At 59.4% G+C, this 19,952-nt stretch carries 13 protein-coding genes; 7 read left to right on the top strand and 6 right to left on the bottom strand.

Going from position 1 to position 19,952, the window contains the following annotated elements:
* Window positions 1-122: 122 nt before the first annotated feature.
* Window positions 123-1,271, bottom strand: coding sequence for a PQQ-dependent sugar dehydrogenase (locus CRI94_RS03750; protein WP_098074340.1), 1,149 nt, complete (start codon window positions 1,269-1,271; stop codon window positions 123-125).
* Window positions 1,272-1,608: 337 nt separating this feature from the next.
* Between CRI94_RS03750 and CRI94_RS03745 the strand changes: the two genes are divergently transcribed.
* The 4 genes from CRI94_RS03745 to CRI94_RS03725 all read left to right on the top strand — a co-directional run bounded on the left by CRI94_RS03745 (window position 1,609) and on the right by CRI94_RS03725 (window position 8,887).
* The gene (locus CRI94_RS03745; protein WP_098074339.1) at window positions 1,609-2,166 is read left to right on the top strand and encodes a hypothetical protein; all 558 of its coding nucleotides are present in this window, start codon (window positions 1,609-1,611) and stop codon (window positions 2,164-2,166) included.
* A 310-nt stretch (window positions 2,167-2,476) separates the two neighbouring features.
* Window positions 2,477-5,389: an excinuclease ABC subunit UvrA gene (gene uvrA / locus CRI94_RS03735; protein WP_098074337.1), complete on the top strand. Its 2,913-nt coding sequence runs from the start codon at window positions 2,477-2,479 to the stop codon at window positions 5,387-5,389.
* A gap of 1,124 nt (window positions 5,390-6,513) precedes the next feature.
* A complete protein-coding gene (locus CRI94_RS03730) occupies window positions 6,514-7,692 on the top strand; it encodes a glycosyltransferase family 4 protein (RefSeq protein WP_098074336.1) in 1,179 nt (392 codons plus the stop codon).
* 46 nt (window positions 7,693-7,738) lie between these two features.
* Complete coding sequence (locus tag CRI94_RS03725) at window positions 7,739-8,887, top strand: glycosyltransferase family 4 protein (RefSeq protein WP_143815283.1); 1,149 nt, start codon at window positions 7,739-7,741, stop codon at window positions 8,885-8,887.
* Window positions 8,888-9,312: 425 nt separating this feature from the next.
* Here the strand turns inward: CRI94_RS03725 and CRI94_RS03720 are convergent, their stop codons facing one another.
* From CRI94_RS03720 to CRI94_RS03705, 4 genes are all read right to left on the bottom strand, one after another.
* Window positions 9,313-10,461, bottom strand: coding sequence for a cytochrome-c peroxidase (locus tag CRI94_RS03720; RefSeq protein WP_098074334.1), 1,149 nt, complete (start codon window positions 10,459-10,461; stop codon window positions 9,313-9,315).
* A gap of 210 nt (window positions 10,462-10,671) precedes the next feature.
* Entirely contained in the window at window positions 10,672-12,072 is a 1,401-nt protein-coding gene (locus CRI94_RS03715; protein ID WP_179862140.1) for a Calx-beta domain-containing protein, read from the bottom strand.
* Window positions 12,073-12,238: 166 nt separating this feature from the next.
* A complete protein-coding gene (locus tag CRI94_RS03710) occupies window positions 12,239-13,663 on the bottom strand; it encodes a RagB/SusD family nutrient uptake outer membrane protein (protein WP_098074332.1) in 1,425 nt (474 codons plus the stop codon).
* A complete protein-coding gene (locus CRI94_RS03705) occupies window positions 13,660-16,713 on the bottom strand; it encodes a SusC/RagA family TonB-linked outer membrane protein (RefSeq protein WP_098074331.1) in 3,054 nt (1,017 codons plus the stop codon). Before CRI94_RS03705 ends, CRI94_RS03710 begins: the two co-directional genes overlap by 4 nt.
* Before the next feature lie 314 nt (window positions 16,714-17,027).
* Between CRI94_RS03705 and CRI94_RS03700 the strand changes: the two genes are divergently transcribed.
* From CRI94_RS03700 to CRI94_RS03690, 3 genes are all read left to right on the top strand, one after another.
* The gene (locus CRI94_RS03700) at window positions 17,028-17,459 is read left to right on the top strand and encodes an acyl-CoA thioesterase (protein WP_098074330.1); all 432 of its coding nucleotides are present in this window, start codon (window positions 17,028-17,030) and stop codon (window positions 17,457-17,459) included.
* Between the two features lie 149 nt (window positions 17,460-17,608).
* The gene (locus CRI94_RS03695) at window positions 17,609-18,031 is read left to right on the top strand and encodes a DUF3224 domain-containing protein (protein WP_098074329.1); all 423 of its coding nucleotides are present in this window, start codon (window positions 17,609-17,611) and stop codon (window positions 18,029-18,031) included.
* Between the two features lie 76 nt (window positions 18,032-18,107).
* Window positions 18,108-18,695: a hypothetical protein gene (locus CRI94_RS03690; protein ID WP_098074328.1), complete on the top strand. Its 588-nt coding sequence runs from the start codon at window positions 18,108-18,110 to the stop codon at window positions 18,693-18,695.
* A gap of 18 nt (window positions 18,696-18,713) precedes the next feature.
* On the opposite strand, the gene CRI94_RS03685 is transcribed toward CRI94_RS03690, so the two are convergent.
* Window positions 18,714-19,892 carry an endonuclease/exonuclease/phosphatase family protein gene (locus CRI94_RS03685; RefSeq protein ID WP_098074327.1) on the bottom strand — a complete coding sequence of 393 codons (1,179 nt, stop codon included), beginning with the start codon at window positions 19,890-19,892 and terminating at the stop codon, window positions 18,714-18,716.
* Between the last annotated feature and the right edge of the window lie 60 nt (window positions 19,893-19,952).

Here is a 19,952-nt window from a genome sequence, read left to right as displayed (position 1 = left end):
AACGGTATTACAGAGGCCGGTCTGCCAAACGCTCACGGTACCATAGAAAACGGGTGATCTTCGCGAGGAAGATCACCCGGTCCAGGATAGCCGCGCAACGTCGGGAAACGTCCACGAATGAATTACTCTACAGGCTCCAATCGGAAAAGGCCTCCGTCGCTCGCGTCGGTCAGAAGGTAAAGATAGCCGTCTGGACCTGTGCGTACGTCGCGGATTCGTCCCAGATCGTTCTCGAGAAGCGTTTCCTGATGCACAACTGTCCTTCCATCTAAAACGACACGCTGGATCTTCTGGTGTGCGAGCGCGCCAACGAAAAAGTTGCCCTTCCAGTTCGGGAAGCGATCGCCATTGTAAATAGCGAGCCCTGACGGTGCAATCGACGGATCCCAGTACGTGACCGGCTGCTCCATACCCTCCTGTTCGAACCCTCCGATCTCGCGATTTGACATGTACTCACGTCCGTACGTGATCTCCGGCCAGCCATAATTGATGCCCCGGCGAATGAGGTTGAGTTCATCTCCGCCTCGTGGACCGTGCTCATGAGACCATACGTCGCCTGTTTGCGGATGAACGGCCATACCCTGAATGTTTCTGTGGCCGTAGCTGTATATCTCCGGCAATACGCCTTCCATGCCGACGAACGGGTTGTCGTCTGGCACCTGCCCGTCGAGCGTGAGCCGGATCACGCTGCCGATCGACGAGCCACGGTCCTGAGCAGGATCCCGTTTCCCTCGATCCCCGATGCTGAAAAGCAGCGTCCCATCTCCGGGAAAAACGATCCGCGAGCCAAAGTGTCGACCTCCCGAAACGAAGGGCGTTTGCCGGTACAACTCCTGTACATCGATCAGGGACGTGCCATCCACTCGGGCCCTGGAGAGTACGGTTCCATGACCGTCATCCGTCTCGGCAACGTACGTGAAGTAGATCCATTCCGTCGACTCATACTCCGGGTGAAGTGCGATATCCATCAGTCCACCCTGCCCACGCGGAGAGATCAGTGGCAAACCCGAAACCTCGTCAAGTGAGTCGCCTTCGACGACCAGCAGACGCCCGGGTCGCTCGGTAATCAGCGTTCTCCCGTCCGGAAGCCACGCCACAGCCCACGGATGCTCAAGGTCATCGACGAGCCGTACCACGCGGAACGTTGCTTCTTCCGACTCCACGCGCTCGATCACGACGTCGGGGTCAGGAACAGCAGCGCTATCGGGGGACGGCGTACCGTTCGTACAACCCGTTAGGATCAAAGCCAAAATAATTGTCAGCATGCGCATCGCCTTCACTTGAGTAAACGAGCAAATATGTTATGTGTCGTCTGGCGCCCCGGATGTTCGCGGACACCCTGAATTGTGGCATCAGATATTCAACTCACGAGTATCAAACCCGACGCAATAGAACGAGCCCCCGTTCCTCGAACCGATCACGATTTTGCCGTTCAGCCGTGTCTTACTAGACATAACATCGATGTCTGAGCGTTTAATGACACAGGATATGATTGACATTACAGGGTTGTCCACATACCTTAAAAAAGTCATATACCTCGCTTGATCATCAATGCTGGTGGGTCTAGTACTGAGATTCTCGCACTCCCCGCAAATACCAACTGCTCCAATGAACCGCCTCAGCAAATTAGCTCTTGTCCTCGTACTCCTGGCCTTTGCAGTCACTGCGTGCGCACCATCCGAGCAGGTTACGCAGTCCTACAGGGGCGGAGAAAACGCGTGGGTATATGAAACGAGCAGCGTCCGGCTTAGCGACGTGACCTACTCTTCCGGGCTTAATGAGCCGAACTTCGAGGTCGATGCGCGAGCGGAGTGCCCAGACACGCAGTGCCCGCCCGAGGAGTACGTCCTTCGGTTTCGCCTCGACTCGGGTGCGGAGCGTGTCGAAATCACATCTACGGACGTACGTCTGTGGGTCGACGGGGAGCGGTTGGACTGGGAGAATCCGTTTCCCTATCCGGAAGACGAACGCCGAAGCGTCCGCGGAACGCTTGTCCAGATCACAGCGACCAAAGATCAGTTCAAGAAAATCGCCGAAAGTGAGGAAGTACGAGGCAAACTTGGTGGATTTGAATTTACGTTGTTCTACGATAGTCGCGCCCCATTTCGAGCGATGATCGACAAGGTCAATCCGGATACGTCGGACCCCGACTCGCCCGCGGCTTGAGGGTTTGCTATCATCGGTCGTCCCTTGCGGCTGCTTCTGTGTGACGCTCTCACACGGACGCAGCCGTTTCTTTTCTCCCATACGATCTTGTGCGAGCCACCCGGATCCTGATGGATGACATGAACATTTTTGCAGAGCGATTCCCCGCCTTGCTCCAATCGTGATCAGACATTCGAACTTCGTTATCGTGTCGCCGGCATCAATGACGAGGCAATGACGTTAGAAAGGGTTGCGCGTCGATCTCTCGATCAAATCGTCAACCGGGAACCGGCGCTCCGTTTCCAAGAATCGAACATCCGACCCTTTCCGGATGACGCAGACGACTGACACCGCCCCCACGCAGGACCCGGTTATCGCGAACGCCTCGGTTTCGGCACGCGAGACCGCCAAGCACAGCATCGTGATCCGCGGAGCGCGACAGCACAACCTGAAGAATGTCGATCTCGACCTTCCCCGGAACGAGCTGATCGTATTCACCGGCCCCTCGGGCTCCGGTAAATCCTCTCTCTGCTTCAACACGATATACGCAGAGGGACAGCGCCGCTACGTCGAGAGTCTCTCGGCGTACGCCCGGCAGTTCTTGGAGCGCATGGACAAGCCGGACGCCGACCTGATCACGGGTCTGGCTCCGGCGATAGCCATCGAGCAAAAGACGACGGCGAAGAACCCGCGTTCGACGGTCGCGACGCAAACGGAGATTTACGACCATCTCCGACTTCTCTTCGCTCGCATTGGCACCACATATTCTCCCATCAGCGGTCGTCCGGTATCGAAAGACACACCGCGGAGCGTCGCTCTCGACGTGGAGGATGAACTGGATGACGGCGCACGATTCTACCTCTGCTTTCCTGTCCCGGAGCACTCCGGCATCGCCCTCCGCGACGAACTCAAGAGCCTGCGCGAGCGTGGCTTTTTCCGGATCGTTCTCTTGCCCACGGAGAAGCAGGCCGAACGCGGCGAACGCCCCGAGATCCTCGACCTAAATGACACCGAGCCAAGCTCCGTCAACAACTACGGGCGCAACCGGCTGCTCGTGCTCGTCGACCGCCTGAAGGTAAAGAAAGGAGACGACGCGACACGCGATCGGATTGCCGACTCGGTCGAGCAGGCTTTCAAGGAGGGAGAAGGACGGTGCACGATCCAGGAGGTCCCGCGCGAGAGGCCAATCCCGGCGGCACTGGAGTACAGCCACTTCTTCGAGCGCGACGGCATGCGGTTCAAGGAACCGACGCCGCTCATGTTTAGCTTCAACAGCCCCGTCGGCGCCTGTCCCAAGTGCCAGGGATTCGGTCGCGTCCCCGGCCTTGACCCCGACCTCATCGTTCCCAACAAGGAGCTGTCGATCAAACAGGGCGCCATCGCTCCCTTTCGCACGGACAAGTGGTCGAAACACTTCAAGTCGCTCATCAAGCTTGCCGCGCAGGAAGGAATCAACGTCGACTGCCCGTACCGCGAACTGGAGGACTGGGAGAAGGAAATCGTCTGGGATGGCAAAGACGACTACATCGGGATCCGCGGCTTCTTTGATTTCCTCGACGAACGCTCGTACAAGACGCATTATCGGATCTTTCGTGCTCGCTTCCGTGGCTATTCAACCTGCCCGAAATGCGATGGCTACCGGCTCGCCGACGACGCGCTCTACGTCAAGATCGGCAGTGAGGAGACGACCGGGCGGAAGCACATCGGAGAGGTGTGCGCGATGACGACGCGCGAGGCCCGCGACTTCTTCGAAGCGCTCGAGCTGACCGAGTACGAAGAGGAGGTCGCAGGTCGCGTGATGGACGAGCTTCGCAAACGGAGTCGCTACCTGGTCGATGTCGGCCTCGATTACCTGACGCTCGACCGCCTCGCGCAGACGTTGTCCGGGGGCGAGACGCAGCGAATCAACCTGTCGACGTCGCTCGGCTCTTCGCTCGTCGGGTCGCTCTACGTGCTGGACGAACCAACGATCGGTCTCCATCCTCGCGACAACGACCGGCTGATCGGCATTCTCGAGCGGCTGCGAGACCTCGGAAACACCGTCCTCGTCGTAGAACACGATCCGGCGACCATGGAAGCAGCCGATGAAATCGTCGACCTCGGCCCCGGATCCGGTTCATTCGGCGGACAGGTCACCTTTCAGGGCACGTACGATGAGGCGCTCGAGTCAGACGAGTCGCTCACGGGGCAGTACCTCAGTGGCCGAAAAACGATTCCGCTTCCGGACAAGCGGCGCGAGGTCGACCCAGACCGGGTGCTGACGATCGAGAATGCACGACAGCACAACCTCAAGAACATCGATGTCGACATTCCGCTCGATATGATCGTCTGCGTGACGGGCGTCAGCGGCAGCGGAAAGTCGACTCTCACAAACCAGACGCTTTTCGAGGGACTGCACCGGCTCAAAGGCGGCAGTGGAGACGGCAAAGTCGGCAAGCACGACGCCATCCGCGGGCACCGAAATATTGACGCGGTGGAGATGGTCGACCAGCAGCCGATCGGACGCACGCCGCGGTCCAATCCGGCGACGTACACCAACGCGTTTGATGGCATCCGGAAGCTCTTCAGCGAAACGCGGCCGTCGCAAATTCACGGCTATGAGCCCGGCTTCTTCAGCTTCAACGTGCCAGGCGGGCGCTGTGAGGAGTGCAAGGGCGAGGGCGTGGTCAAGGTGGAAATGCAATTCCTCGCCGACCTTTACCTCGAATGCGAGGCGTGCGGAGGGAAGAGATACAAGAAGGAAGTCCTCGACGTCACCTATCAGGGCAAAAACATCGCGGACGTCCTGAAGATGACCGTCGACGAGGCCGCGGACTTCTTCGAGGGCGAAACGACGATCATTAACAAGCTGACGGTCCTGCAGGATATTGGTCTCGGCTACCTGACACTCGGTCAACCCAGCACGACGCTCTCCGGCGGCGAGGCCCAGCGCATCAAACTGGCCAGTCACCTCGGTGGCCGCAACAAGGACCGGACGCTATACATCTTTGATGAGCCAACCACGGGCCTCCACTTCGACGACATCAAGAAACTCGTCGACGCGTTCGATCAGCTCGTCGAAAACGGCCACTCCGTCCTCATCGTCGAGCACAACCTGGACGTCATCAAATACGCTGACCACGTGATCGACCTCGGACCGGAGGGTGGTGATGAAGGCGGCCAGATTGTCGAAACCGGTACGCCGGAAACGATAGCAGCGCACCCGTACAGCCACACGGGACGATTCCTGAAGGACGTGCTATAAAAGTTCAGGGTTCAAAGTTCAGGGTTCAGGGCTAGGTACCGGACACTTTCATTGAAGCGTGTGTCATTTCAGCATTCCTAGGCGCGGCTGCTCTGAGATGGATGGGAGTATGTGGGTATGGGAGAGTGTGAGTGCGTGATGTTCGACGATAACGTCTCGTTTCCAGGACGCATGAGACGCACGAGATCCGTTTTTCGTTGACATACGAAGACAGTCCGGTTTGATATCAAAACTGTCCGGTAGCTAGGGTTCAGGGTTCAGAGCTACCTACTGGACACGTTCAATAGAGGGTGTGTCATTTCAGCACTCCCTCGGCGCGGCTGCTCCAAAATGCATGGAAGTATGTGGGTATGGAAGTGTGAGTGTTCGTCGTTTTCGACGATAATACTGAATCCAAATGATCGTGTCTGGATGCCGTGCGTCGGCTGTGGGGTCGATTCGACCGAAACAAGGGAAAGAGACGCAGGAATCAACGTTTTTGGGGACCCTCACAACCTGTTTGGCGGATGGATCGCGAAAACGTGAGCGCCGTCTTATATGCTGATTCGCAGGCCTGAATCGGGGAGCCTTTCACAATGACGTCGTCGACCCGGCTCGCGAGATCAACCAAGCCTTGGATTGCGAACGGAGCGAGGACCGACCGGCGGGAGGTCCGTACCGTTGGATCGCCGAAGGCTGTCCGTCAAACAGGTTGTCAAGCCCGCGAATCGCTTCCACAGATGATCGTGACCCCGACATTATCATTTGGATTTGGTACAACGCCTCGTTTCCGCAACGCATGAGGTCCGCTTCTCGAAGACATACGAAGACATTCCGGTTTAAAATCAAACGCTCCGGTAGATCGGGTTCAGAGTTCTGGGGTACCACGCAGCTTCGGGAGCGGTAGAGCCCATGCTCTACGTGTCATTTCCATCCCAACACTTACCTACCCTCACACTCTCAGACTCTCACACTTTCAAACGTCCACACTTCCCTACTTCCACACCTCCAATCCGCCCCGGCGTGCGTCAAGAATGGCAGAACCCGTAGGTCGTAGCATGGCGAGGGAGCCGGAGGCACGAACCCTGTTCCCAGTCGGTCGTTTGGTGCGGCGACTCGTATGACTCCGCCTTTCCTCCCGCAGCATGACTGACTCCGTCCCAGCTCCGTCATCCAGCCCGAAGCGCGTCGCGCTTTTTACCGGCGCCTACAATCACATCGCGGATGGCGTGTCGCTGACGCTCAACCGGCTCGTGCGGCATCTGGAGACGAAGGAGCACGTCGAGGTTCGAGTTTTCGCCCCGACCGTCGAGAATCCGCCGGTCGATCACGCCGGGACGCTCATTCCGGTGCCCTCCATTTCTGCTCCCGGACGCAGCGAGTACCGACTCTCTCTCGGGATCACGCCATCGGTTCGGCGGGCACTCGACGACTTCGCCCCCACGCTCTTCCATATCGCGACGCCGGATATTCTCGGCTACCACGCGCTCCGTACGGCGCAGTCGTGGCACGTACCGGTCGTGGCGTCCTACCACACGCACTTCAGTTCGTACCTCCGGTACTACCGACTCGGCTGGTTGGAACGAGCGGTCTGGGCGTATCTCCGGCACTTTTACCAGAAATGCCGCCACACGTACGTACCGTCCACCGCCATGGCGAACATCCTGAAGGACCACGGCATCACGGATGGACTTCACCTGTGGCAGCGAGGCGTCGAAACCGACCGATTCAACCCGTCGCGTCGCTCTGACGAATGGCGACAGCAACACGATTTGGACGATCGTCCGGTGCTAGCATTTGTCAGTCGTCTCGTCTGGGAGAAAGGCCTGCATGTCTTCGCCGATGTCGTGCGGCGCCTTGAAGACGAGAATGTGCCGCATCAAAGCCTGATCGTGGGCGACGGTCCAGCCCGTGCCGAGCTCGAAGAGAAGCTTCCGAACACCGTCTTTACCGGATACCTTGAGGGAACCGAGCTTGCCACCGCGTACGCTTCGTCCGATGTCTTCCTTTTCCCCAGCGATACGGAGACATTCGGCAACGTGACACTCGAAGCCATGGCCTCCGGACTCCCGACCGTCTGCGCAGATGCCGTCGGGAGCCGCGACCTTGTCGTAGACGGCACGACCGGTCACCTCTGCCCACCGGATGACACCGACGCCTTCACCGATGCCGTGCGTCACCTCCTGACCGACGCCGGTGGTCGCACTGCGATGGGCGAGGCTGCACTGGAACGAGCACAGGATTTTCGATGGGAGGCCATCCTCTCAAAGATGAACGACTACTACGACGCCGCCCTCGTCGGCGATACTACCTTCTCCGTGTGATCGCCACTCGCCGCTTCCATCTTGTCACCGACCGCCCCTGCTGACTGTGCGCCTTCTCTTCGTATCTCACTCGCTCCCGCCTGAAGGTCGACCGATGGACAACATCGGCGGCATGCAGCGAGTCGCCATGAAGCTCCACGAATCGCTGAACCTTCGCGACGCGGAAAGCTCGGCCTTCGACTACGACGCCGTCCTCCTTCGCTCCTCATGGAGCTGGACGCACGTCAAGGTCCTACCCTTCCTGCTATGGGCTGCCTGGGTGATTGCGAAGAAGGCGCGGCGCGATGACGTCGATGTCGTGTTGTTTTCCTCCATGGTCACAGCCGCTCTGGCCGTTCCCCTGCGCCCCCTTCTCCGTCGATACGGCGTACGCACGGCCGCAATTGTTCACGGCCTGGACGTCACGACACCCTTTCCGCCGTATCAGTGGTTCGTACCGAAGGTCTTCGACGCTCTTGACCTCGTTCTCCCCGTCAGCCGGGCAACGGGAGAGGCGTGCACCCAACGAGGACTGCCCGATCACAAGCTGCAGGTGGTCCCAAACGGCATCGACCCCGACCGCTTCCGGGCGCCGTCCGACCGCGCGACGCGTCGCCACCTTCTCACGGACGCCCTCGGTCCGCTCCCGGACGATGCGCTTCTCCTCTGCAGCGTCGGGCGGCAGGTCGAACGCAAGGGCTTCGAGTGGTTCATCCGAAACGTGATGCCCGACCTCCCCGAGGACGTGCACTACTGGTTGGCCGGCGACGGACCGCAGACCGAGTCCATCGACGCCGCCATCCGTGAAAACGGGCTTGGCGACCGGGTGCGACTGCTGGGACGCATATCCGACGCGGATCTCGCACGACTGTACCGCGGCGCCGATCTGTTCGTGATGCCGAATGTGCCGGTGCCGGGCGACATGGAAGGATTCGGCGTGGTGATGCTGGAAGCGGGTCAGTGTGGAACGCCGGCGATCGCCTCCCGACTGGAGGGCATCCGCGACGTGATCACCGACGGCATGAATGGCCACCTCGTCGAGCCGGAGTCACCAAGCGCCTTCCGGCAGACCATCCTCCGGTACCACGACGCGCCGGATGAACTTGCCGGCTTCTCCCGTCGCGCTCGCACCCATACGCAGGCAACCTTCGGCTGGCCAGCGGTCGCGGAGCAGTACATCCAGGTGCTCCGAGGACTCACCGACGGGCACAGATAAACGCAACGCGCTGTGGGCGATCGACGCAGGACAGGAGACCTGGCCCTGCAAGTGATCCGTCGATCCGGCGGGGAAGCGCGCATGTCCAACTGATGACGCTTTCCCACACCGACGCATGTCCAGATCAACGAGAAGGGGATGCAACGGAAGCCTTTCCTTTCGCGCGACGGACGCTTCCCTTTTCCAACCCATGCGAGGACGCTAATCCGGCTATCCTGCACGGCGTGCAGACCATGAGTACCAGCAGCTCGTTCAATTTTTAGACGGATTGCAGCGCGGTGGATTACCACACATCCCAGAACGATCATTTCGTCCGCTACCGCGTCACGCCAAACCCCGGAGATGAACAGCGAGGTCGGAAGGGAAGGGCAGTCTCGACAAATAAATGCGCATTTGCTTTCTCCAAGACTCACGTCATATCCCCACTACGCGTCGTTTCGCTCCATCCCCGGCAGTTCCGGTGCCGACATCCGGCGTGGACGAGTCGAGATTGCCTCCAAAAAATCGAGTAACGCCTCGATCTCTCGCTCCGATAAATCCAGCGGCTCAAGCAGTGGCGAGGTCTCCGGGTACAGCGGGTTTCCCGCTTCCTTTTTCGGAATAACCTGCGGCATGCCGCGGTCGTACATGTCAATTACCTCCCGCAGGTTAAAGATCAATCCGTGGTGCAAGTAGGGACCGGTGTACGTCACATCCCGAAGGGACGGCGTTCTAAATTTGCCGACGTCGGATGTATCCCCTGTGACCAGGAACCGACCCAAGTCCTCCGAAGGTCGTCCGAGATGGGACTGGCCCAGGTTGTGGAATTTGTCGTCGGACAGCAGGGCGCCGTTGTGGCAGTTCATACACTGCCCCGTCGTGCGGAAGACATGCAGGCCGTAAATCTGACGATCGGTCATGGCGTCACGATTCCCCTGCAGGAAACGATCGAAGTCGCTCCTCCGACTGGTGATGCCGCGCTCGAACGTTGCAATCGCCTTCGCGATGCGCTGCGCGTTGATGGTCGAATCGCCGAAGCTCTGCTGAAATAAGCGAGGGTAGTCCGGTAGGTCACGGATGCCTTCCCCAACAAGGTCGAGACCCTGATTCATTTCGCGCGGGCCCGCGATGGCGGTCATGGCCTGCTCTTCAAGGTCCTCCGCGCGTCCGTCCCAGAAAAGGTGATCGTAGTATGCCGCGTTCAGGACCGTCATACTGTTTCGCTGTCCCTCACGCCGGGCATGGCCAAACGAGCGTCGTCGTCCGTCACTCCAACCAAGATCCGGATCGTGGCAACTTGCGCAAGCGAGCGTACCAGATGAAGAGAGCCGCGGGTCGAAGAAGAGCTTTTTTCCGAGATCCTCTTTTGTCTCTGAGTACGGGTTATTCGCTGGATACTCCACGTCCGGAAGCGGGGCAAGAGGTCGATGGGAAACGTCCTCGGACAGATGAGGCGCTGGCCACCCGCCCTGCGGTCCTTTGTAGGTCCGGATGATGGCAGGAACGGCATCGGCCTGAATCGGCCAGCTGCTCATTTGATAGAAGAAGACACCCAAGACGACCACGACCAGGCCGATCAGGAGGCTAGATCTCATTATGGCGAACCGTGGGTCCATAATACGAGAGTAAGTCGCAGATCGCTGCGATTGTAAGAACGTCCCGAGGTCTCATCACATCGATGAGACGGAATAGGTAGAAAAATGGCCCGGCGGGAAGGATTGAGAAACGGTAAAGAAAAAGGGGCAAATCGTAGCGACGAGCCCCTCCTTCAACGAGTATCTAAACTACGTACGTGTATATTTCCGTCAGGAGCTCGGGCGCCGGTCACTTAGCTCGAAGCGCCGCGTCACGAAGCCGTTGTTCACGGCGGTCTCGTCGAAGGTGATCGTGATGTTGATCGTACCTTCGGTTTCGTTGTAGGTGCCGCCCTCGCTGCTGATGCCAATCACGAAGCTTTCAGGATTCGTGACGCCATCATCCGTCTGATCGGGCTTGTACACACGGATCTCGTCTTGCACTAACTCAACCGTTCCGGTCGTCGCGCCCGGTCCATCGGGTGTGAGACGGAAAAGGCTCGGGTAGTACAGACCGGCCGATGCAGAAGAGACGCCTTCATCGACGGTGTTCGGCTGCTCGCCGTCGTCGTAGAACTCCACCATGTTCAGCATATTGGTGCTGCGGGTGAAGTCATCTTCGCTCCAGAGGAAGGAGCCAAAGCCGAAGACATTCGGGTCGGCCGATGGATCTTCTCGGACGGGGACGATCGTGAAGGCAAACGACTCATCGAAGATGACCCCTGCGGAAGGATCCGTATTGAGTCGGCCGGTCTCCGGGACGGCGACGTCGCTGAATGTGTTGTAGGTGTAGAGGCGTGCGAAGTCCTCATCGGGAGCGTACGTCGCGATGTCGGCGACCGGGTTCACGATTGTGATGTCCGTCTCCGTTGTCCCACCGATCGTGACGGCGTCGTTCGCAGGCGTCTGCAGCGTCAACGTCAGGGTTTCGCTTTCCCCGTAACTGCGTGTGTCTTTAACAGCGACCTGAATGGTATCCAGCGTCTCGCCAGCGAGAATCTCGATGGAGTTGTTCAGGAGCTCATAGTTTTCACTCGTTGCGGTTCCACCGGTCTGGAAGTCAAGCTGCAGATTTGCCGGGGCCGGCTGGTTCACTTCAACCAGCACGTCGAGCGTGTCCTGATTGTATTCGTTCGTCTCGTAGCTCGCCTCCTGGAACGAGACGGTGAAAGAGCCCACCATCTCATCGTCGGTGATGGTCACCGTTGCCCCTGCGGTCGCGCCACCGGTGTAGCCGTCCACTTCGTCGGCGTCGATCAGAAGCTCAATGGTTCGATCCTGATCGTCGATGGAGGCATTGTCGATCGGCGTAATCGTGAACGTGCCAGACGTGCTACCGGACGCGATGGTCACGTCGTCGGATGCGGGTTCCTCATAATCGACGCCGGCAATGGCCGAGCCGCCCACAGTGATCGGAATCGTTACCTCTTCCGAGGCCGGCGAATCGAGCACGACCTCTACGTCGAGACTCTGCCCGGCTTCCGACACCTGGTAGGTGTCCTGACCAAACTCTACAGTGGTTTGCATGGCCATGTCGTTACTGTCGCACGCGGCGAACAACAGAGCGATGGACAGGAGACAGGCCGGCAATAGCGATCGGCGAAGCGCGGAAAACATGGAACGGTACGTCATCGTCGGGGCGATTGTACGGAACGGCAACAAGGGACTGCTCTTATCTGGATTAGATATAGATAAGGGCACATCAGGACATTGACAAGGGCGCCAAACCCGGTCCGGCCGACCGAATGCGATTTTCATGGTGCTAAACATGTGGTCGGACGGTCGGCGCGCCACTGGATCAGTACTCGTCGTTTTGCCGGAGTGCGTCGTTGGCGTTCATCGCGTCACGCGGGATCGGGAGGACGAACCGCGGGCTCGGGTACGCCTCGTTGCAGGATGGTTCGCCTGAACAGTACCGGCGAGTCACATCTTCCTCGTAGCGCGTCCGATCGAACAAGAGGTGTCCCTCGAACGCGAGTTCGCGACGCCGCTCTTCTAGGATCGCCTCGAGAAGGGCGTCACCGGATGCTGTCACCGGATCGGCATCGGGATTGGCGCGGAGCCGAATCGTGTTCAGGTCCTCGCGCGCCGGGTCCGGGCGATTCAGGTTGGCGTAGGCCTCCGCCCGGTTGAGGTACACCTCTGACAGCCGCAGAACGCCGATGTCGTTCGGCTCCTGCGTCGACGGCTCGGGATATTTCTGTGTGCTAAGGAGCGTGTCGCCCTCATCGACCACCGGCTGAATCAGCCCGTCCGGGCCCCGGCCCCGAACGTCCGCGTCATCATACAGATCGATGATGTCAGTCGTCGCGCTGAGTACCGGACTGGTGTCGGATACGCGGTTGCCCCAGTCACTCGACAGCGTGTACGTGGCGTAGCCAGACCCGTCCAGGCGCAGCAGGTATTCATTGCGGACGTAGTCGTTTTGCCACATCTCCCGCATGTCCTCGGTCGGAGCCAGGTCCGTGGCCCCGCTCTCGATTACCGCGTTGCTGAGCGTCACAACCTTCGCCCACTCCCCCTGATACAGGCGAACTCGTGCCAGCAGCGCCTGTGCGCTCGTGGCGGAAACGAAGACCGGGTCGAACGACTCGCCTTCTAACAGGTCGATCGATCGCTCCAGGTCGTCCACGATTTGCTCGTAGGCATCCCGAACGGTCGAGCGCGGCACTTCCTCATCCGGGCGCGGCGACTCGGTGAGGACAACAATGCCTACGTGTGACGCATCGTCGGTGTAGTTGTAGGGCTGCGCAAAGATGCGAACCAGATCGAAGTGAACGAGCGCGCGGAGACCGAGCGCCTGACCGAGGATGCGATCCTTCTGCGCCTGCGTTCCGTCAGGGACCGTCGGCACCGCATTGATCACGTTATTGACTGCGTTCAGAATCGCGTATAGATCCGTGTAGGTCTCGACCGTGAGATCCGGAATGCTGTTGAACGCCTCGATCCGACGCAGCTCCGTCTCGGCCTCAGTCGTGAGCCCCGGATTGATCGTAACGTTGCCGCCGGTCAGGTCGCCATAATACGTCAGAAAGCCGCGATACGCGTCCCCGCTGCGCATCGTGAGGTTGTATGCGCCGTAGAGCGAGCTCTCCACACTTTCGATGTCGGAAAGCGCTTCGGTCCGCGCGATCTCGGTTGTCGGCTCCTGGTATAGAAAGCCATCGCACGAGGCCAGGCAGAAAACCAGGATCAGGCTGAAATAGAGGGAGGGGGATTTCATATCGTGACGTCAATGCCTGCGGTGATCGTGCGCGCCTCAGGAAAGCGATAGCGGTACTCGGCCGCCCCGTTTCGACCATCGGGAGCGTCGCCGAAGTAGATGTAGCCGATGTTGGAGGCGTTGATGAAGGCACCGGCACGCTCCACGCCGACGCGCTCGGCCAGGGACTGGGGCAACGAATATCGAAGCGTCATATTCGCGAGCTTGACGTAATCGAGGTTGTAAACGTAGCGGTCGGTGACCGAATACGGCGGCGCGTTCTCCGACAGACGGGGCACGTCGGTCTGGTCTCCCGGCTCCTGCCATCGGTCGAGCTGGTTGACACTCTGGTTGTTAAACGAAATCTGGCGCCCATCCGTGGCATACAGGTTCGACACGAGAATGTCGGAGCCGAACGAATATTCCCCGACCAGGCGTAGGGACAGGTTTCGGTAGGAGACGGTGCTGGAGAACCCGCCGAACACATTGGGATTCCCATCGCCGATCCTTTGCCGGTTCTCGATCCGACTGGCGACACTGTAGTCGTCGGTCACCGTCCCGTCGGGCAGCTCAAAGAGAGCCTCGCCGTTCTCGGGGTCGACACCCGCGTACTTCACCCCGTAAATCGTCCGCACATCCTCCCCTACGCGGTATCCGATGCCGCTCACCGTGGAAATGTCGGCGTCCTCGAGCTTCAACTCGGTCACGACATTCCGATTCGTGGCGGCATTGGCGTCGACGTCCCAGGTGAAGTCGCCGTCCTGGAAGATAGAATAGCCGAGCGTCACCTCGATCCCCGTATTTCGCATGTCGGCCGCATTCACGTCACCGATCGTAAAGCCGGACTCGTGCGGGACGGCAATGGAGGAAATGGCGTCGACGATTTCGTTCCGGTAGTACTCGACCAGAACATCCAGTCGGCCAAACAGCGTCGCGTCGATGCCGGCGTTGAACTTGTAATTCTTTTCCCACGTGAGCCGCGTGTTCTGCGGCGTGGACGGGACGAGGCCGATCTGTCCGGCGTACGCGTTCTGCGAACTGACGGAGTAAAGCCCCCGCGCGGCGTACGACCCGATCCGGGAGTTACCGGTGCTACCGAAAGAGCTTTTGATCTTCAGAAAATCAAGAAACGAGAGATCGCGGAAGAAGCGCTCTTCCGACAGCACATACGAGACGCCCAGCGATGCGAAGTTGGCGTTGCGCACGTCGCCGCCGAAGATGGACGACGCGTCGCGTCGCGCATTCAGCGAGGTGTTGAACTTCCCGTTATAGTTATAGCTGATCTCCCCAAACGTCGAGAGGGTGGTGACGTTGTCGTCCGACGACGCAGCGTCGCGGTCCTCCCGATCGCCCGCAGCCTGAAGCACACGAAGGTTATCGTTCAGAAAATTAGATCCGGAGCCGCGGAGGACCTTCGTATTCTTCTCCTGCGCCTCGACTCCGCCGAGCGTAGAAAACGCGTGCGCCTCCCCGAGCCGGAAGGAGTAGTCGCCCGTCAGGTTCGTGATCCACTTCCGATTGCGTCGGTTCACAATCGTCAGGCCGCCGCCGCTGTCGTTGCCCGTCGCATTCTTTTTCGATCGGTAAATAAAATTGCGGTTCTGGTAGTAATCGATCCCGCCGAGCGCACGCAGATTCAGGTTGTTGATCGGTTCGACCGTGACCTGAAGGCTGTTCGTCGTGGAAAGGCTGTTGTGGTCGTTGTCGTTTTGCACGATGACCGCCAGCGGGTTAGGCCGATCCTGAAAAATGGTGGCGTCGTTGAATCCGCCGTCTGCGTCGTACGGGGAAATGTTTGGGGGAAGCGGAACGTTGCTGAAGCTGCCGAGCGACACCTTTTCGATACCGGTCACGCCGTTGCTCAGGTTGACCCGCGCCAAATCCCCTAGTTGATAGTCAATCCGCGAACGGAAACCGTACTTCTGGAAGGAATTCCCGCGCGAGATGGTCTCCTGATCGTTGTAGTTCAGCGACACGCGGGCCGACAGGGTCTCCGTGCCGCCGCTAAAGCTGAGCGTGGCGTTGGTGAACATGGCCCGTCGCTTCAGCACCTCGTCCCAGTTCGTGTAAACGCTGTCGCTTCCCACTTCCTGCGCCGCCTCCTCCGGTGTGGCGCCGTCGTTGATGAGCGTTTCCTGGTACAGGCGGACGTACTGCTCCGAATTGAGCAGCATCACCTCGTTGATGGAGTTCGACATGCCGCTACTGACGCGGGCCTCCACATCGAAGCCGTCCGTCGCGCCGTCCTTCGTTTCGATGAGAATCACACCGTTGGCCGCATTCGCGCCGTAAATGGCCGCTGCGGAGGCATCTTTCAGGACCGAGATGCTCTCGATGTCGTCGGCGTTGATGGAGGCGAGCGGGTTCAGGAGCTCCTCCCGCCCTGCGGCCTGGTTAAACTGTTCGGATTGAATGTCGTAGAGCGGAACACCGTCGATGATGTAGAGCGGCTGAGAGGACGTCGAGCGACGCAGTTGGGGCGTTGGCAGGCTACCCTGACCCCGAATCTTGACGGAGATGGGTTTTCCGGCTTCCCCGCCGGACGGATTGTTGACCTTCAGGCCGGCGATTTTTCCACTAAGCAGCGTCTGGAACGACGCCTCGGGCCGCAAAGGCTCCAGCTCCTCCCCACTGATCTCGGTGACACTCCCGACCAATTCCGTGCGCGTCTTCTCGATTCCGTACCCGGTCACGACAACCTCCGACAGCTCCTGCTGGTCGACCTCCATCTCGACGACGACGTCTGTCCGGCTCTCGTCGAATGTCCGCTCGACGGTTTCATAGCCCACGAAGGAGAACACAAGGGTCCGGCTCTGCCTCTCGCCGATTGTGATCGAGAAGGTACCATCCGATGTCGTAGCCGTCCCGCGACCGGTCTGCTTAATCCGGACATTGACGCCGGGAAGCGGGTCCGCATTTTCATCAATGACGATCCCGCTGATGGTGATCGTATCCGACGTCCGGCTGGCGCCCTCGTGGGCCGCGCGCGCCGATGTGCTCAGGAACGCGACACAAAGTCCACACAAGAGAAGCCCACAGGCGGCAGCACGTTTCGTGACGAGAACGTTCATTCGGAGTGGTACGCGGTCGTGGTCAATCGTCAGGGGAAATGGGAGCGCGCAGAAGCCGATTGAACGTAAAGAAGAGTCGGCCCATCGAACCTGTCGGTCTATCGAAACTACTGTACGGCACCGGCTGGACAGGGACTGTTCGCAACCAATTTAGATTAAGTCTAAGGAATGGATATGTCGTCATCAATCAAGGCTCGACGAATTAGACCCGCTCAAGCGCGTTGCAACTCGTCATGTTCTCACGTCGCCATATCTTTGTCCCATGCCAGTGTCACGTTCGCCAATCCACTTCTACTTTCTCTCAGCGCTTATCCATGGATCTGACCCTGAATCATTTCCCCTGTCACGCCACCGACAAAATCCGATACGCTGACACCGACCGGCAAGGACACGTAAACAATGCGCGGTTCGCAACTTACCTCGAGACCGGCCGGGTCGAAGTCCTCTATCATCCCGACGACCCGCTCGTAGCAGATGACGCGGAGTTTGTTATCGCCCGTCTCACACTGAATTTTGAGGGAGAGATCCAGTGGCCAGGATCCGTTTCGATCGGCACCGGCATCGAAGAGATTGGTACGAGTTCGGTAACGATCTCCCAGGCGATCTTTCAGGATGACCAATGCGTAGCACGAGCTGAAACGGTCATCGTCCAGGTGGACACCGCGTCCCGCTCAGCACAGCCACTCGACGACACGGCCCGGGGTCGACTGCAGGCCCTACAACTCGATGTCGGAACGGTCGAATGACCACTGCTCACGGCACGCCATCCTCGACGCACCGCCCGGGCAGGTCCCGTGCGAACTTGCTATCTTTTTTCTGGTGATAACATCCTAGAAAGGAACGTCCTTACACCGATCAGCCGTATCGCCTACCATATTCAACCCATTCCGTAGCTATGATCATCAACGGCGACTTCGAGATCATATCCTGGGACGAAGAAACGTATTCCAACGTGGGCGAAAGAGCCAAAATGACGCGAGCGTCGGTATCCCAATCGTTCGAGGGCGACTTTGAAGGCGACGGACAGGTCGAGTACCTGATGGCGTACTCCGATGACACAACGGCCCGCTTCGTCGGACAGCAATGGATCAGCGGTCACGTGGGAGAGAGAACAGGAAGCGTCGTCCTCCAGATCAGCGGCACATTCGACGGGGAGACGGCCCAGGCCACGTGGACGGTGGTAGACGGAACGGGCACCGAAGACTTCCGCGGCGTGACCGGACAGGGAGGTTTTACGGCCCCCCTTGGCGACCGCGCGGCTTACACGTTCGACCTCACGTTCCCGGACGCAGGCTCTTCCGACGCTGCAGCCGAGTAAAATCTATGTTGCGGATCGCGCACCGGTAGCGACAATACAAAAGGGGAGTCGTATTGCCCACCTCCGCTCCCTCCCCATGTCCATCGAGCCCCTCGCCGTTCCCGTCGACACCTGGGACCTGTTCACGCCGTCGGACGAAAATGACCGATTCGAATCGTGCCGGGCGTGCGGTCGGTCCATCAAGAAGGATACGCCACAGTACGTCATCGAGCGAGAATTTACCCGGACTGAACCCGGTGCCCCCGCCGAGCTTGCGTACGAATTTACGATCTGCGAGTCCTGTCTGGCGGATCAGGACGCATCGTATTCACCCGACTCGCAGGAGCACATCGCGCAGTTCTACTCCGACGTGATTGACCTCAACGTGCGAGCAGAACAGCTACTTGCCGACACATCGTCCGACGAGATCCCTAATATCGACGCGTGGGTCGAGCGGTGCGCGGTGACAGGAATGAGTGTGGAGGATGCCACCCGGTTCCGTGTGATGGCTTATGCCGTCGGCGAATGGCTGCTACTCGCGGGAATGCCGGTCGTTATGACGGAGACGGCTCTGGAGCGCCTCGAATCAGGACTATCGGACACGACGAAAGAGCGGGCTCGCACGTTTGCAACCGACGCCCTGCACCTGCCGCCGGACCAGTACGTCATCACGCCTGCGGTTTAAAACCAATCGTCTGGCCTGTCAACGAGTCGTCGCGTCTTCGATCGGGCGCACACGGAGTCGGGCGTGAACGGGTCGGTGATCGGTGTACGGGTAGCTCTCGCCCACGGTACCCGAGACCACTACGATCTCCGGATCGGCCAGCACGTGATCGATTCCAACCAGCGGCGAACGGGATGGGTACGTGGCCGGCCACCCCGTCCCCGCATCGTGCATAACATTCTGCATGCCGCGGGCGATATGCCGGTACTCCCAGTGGTGGACGGTACTGTTAAAATCGCCGGCCACGATCACGGGAACGGTCTCCTTCTCCATCTCCGATCGAATGGCCCGGGCTTCCTCGGCGCGGCGTAGCGTCGCCTCCCGATAGGCAGCGAGGTACGGGCCCCACGTTCCCGGCGATAGCCACTGAAACCCCGATTCTCGCCACGGCTTGCGCTTGCTGACCGTATAGAGGTGCAGGTTGTACAGCACGAGCGGTTGTCCCTTCCACGTAAACGTGACCCGACTGGCCGGCGCGATGCGTGTCCGGTCGATGGGATCGTGCTCGCCGACCAGCGTGAGAGAATCCGTTCGGAAGCGACTGACCACGGGCTGTGGAATGCGGTGTCCGGGCGGAAACGAATCCGGAAGGCGAAAGGGGCGATTCTGCACGAGCTCGTAGAGATGCGGAGCCGTGCGGCGTTCGAACAGCGGGCCGTTCTCGGTACGGACATAGGCATTTGTCTCCTGCAGCGCGAGCATGTCCGGTTCCACTGCATCTACGACCGACACGAAGGCATTGGCAAGTTTTGCTCGACTCGGCCCGTGGGTGGGGGCGTTGAAGGACGTGATCGTCAGATCGTCTTCGTGTGCTGTTTTCGGATCCGAAAATAGCACAGGTCCGAATCGGCCCGCGATCATCACCAGAACCGCGATGCTGAGCATGAATCCGACCAACTCGCGTCCTCGGATCGCGGCGACCATGCGGACAAACGCCAAGGGAGCCAGCAGGATGCTAACATACGGCAGCAGAACGGCAAACGGACTCGTCCACCAGAAGTGAGAGGGAGGCAGATATGCCGTGGCGTACCCGAGTAGGAATAGGCCCAGCAGAACGATTGTGACGAGCAGAAACGCGCCCCGTCGGACGGCCCGAAGCGCGAACTCTACGGCCGCTCCAAGCGTGGAGGCCCGGCGGATGTCAACCTCTGTGGGCATTTATCGAACAAACAGACGAGAAATGAGACGAACTCGGACGAGTGCCGTGCGAAAAAGAGG

Source organism: Longibacter salinarum (genome assembly GCF_002554795.1).
GTDB classification, from domain to species: domain Bacteria; phylum Bacteroidota; class Rhodothermia; order Rhodothermales; family Salinibacteraceae; genus Longibacter; species Longibacter salinarum.
The sequence above is the reverse complement of the archived record's forward strand: the minus strand, read 5'-3'. Positions and strand labels throughout refer to the sequence as shown.

What these genes read in the sequence shown, in the direction of transcription:
- CRI94_RS03750 (WP_098074340.1), bottom strand. Translation starts at nt 1,271, where the DNA reads ATGCGCATGCTGACAATTATTTTGGCTTTGATCCTAACGGGTTGTACG.
- CRI94_RS03745 (WP_098074339.1), top strand. Translation starts at nt 1,609, where the DNA reads ATGAACCGCCTCAGCAAATTAGCTCTTGTCCTCGTACTCCTGGCCTTT.
- uvrA (WP_098074337.1), top strand. Translation starts at nt 2,477, where the DNA reads ATGACGCAGACGACTGACACCGCCCCCACGCAGGACCCGGTTATCGCG.
- CRI94_RS03730 (WP_098074336.1), top strand. Translation starts at nt 6,514, where the DNA reads ATGACTGACTCCGTCCCAGCTCCGTCATCCAGCCCGAAGCGCGTCGCG.
- CRI94_RS03720 (WP_098074334.1), bottom strand. Translation starts at nt 10,461, where the DNA reads ATGAGATCTAGCCTCCTGATCGGCCTGGTCGTGGTCGTCTTGGGTGTC.
- CRI94_RS03715 (WP_179862140.1), bottom strand. Translation starts at nt 12,072, where the DNA reads ATGACGTACCGTTCCATGTTTTCCGCGCTTCGCCGATCGCTATTGCCG.
- CRI94_RS03710 (WP_098074332.1), bottom strand. Translation starts at nt 13,663, where the DNA reads ATGAAATCCCCCTCCCTCTATTTCAGCCTGATCCTGGTTTTCTGCCTG.
- CRI94_RS03705 (WP_098074331.1), bottom strand. Translation starts at nt 16,713, where the DNA reads ATGAACGTTCTCGTCACGAAACGTGCTGCCGCCTGTGGGCTTCTCTTG.
- CRI94_RS03700 (WP_098074330.1), top strand. Translation starts at nt 17,028, where the DNA reads ATGGATCTGACCCTGAATCATTTCCCCTGTCACGCCACCGACAAAATC.
- CRI94_RS03695 (WP_098074329.1), top strand. Translation starts at nt 17,609, where the DNA reads ATGATCATCAACGGCGACTTCGAGATCATATCCTGGGACGAAGAAACG.
- CRI94_RS03690 (WP_098074328.1), top strand. Translation starts at nt 18,108, where the DNA reads ATGTCCATCGAGCCCCTCGCCGTTCCCGTCGACACCTGGGACCTGTTC.
- CRI94_RS03685 (WP_098074327.1), bottom strand. Translation starts at nt 19,892, where the DNA reads ATGCCCACAGAGGTTGACATCCGCCGGGCCTCCACGCTTGGAGCGGCC.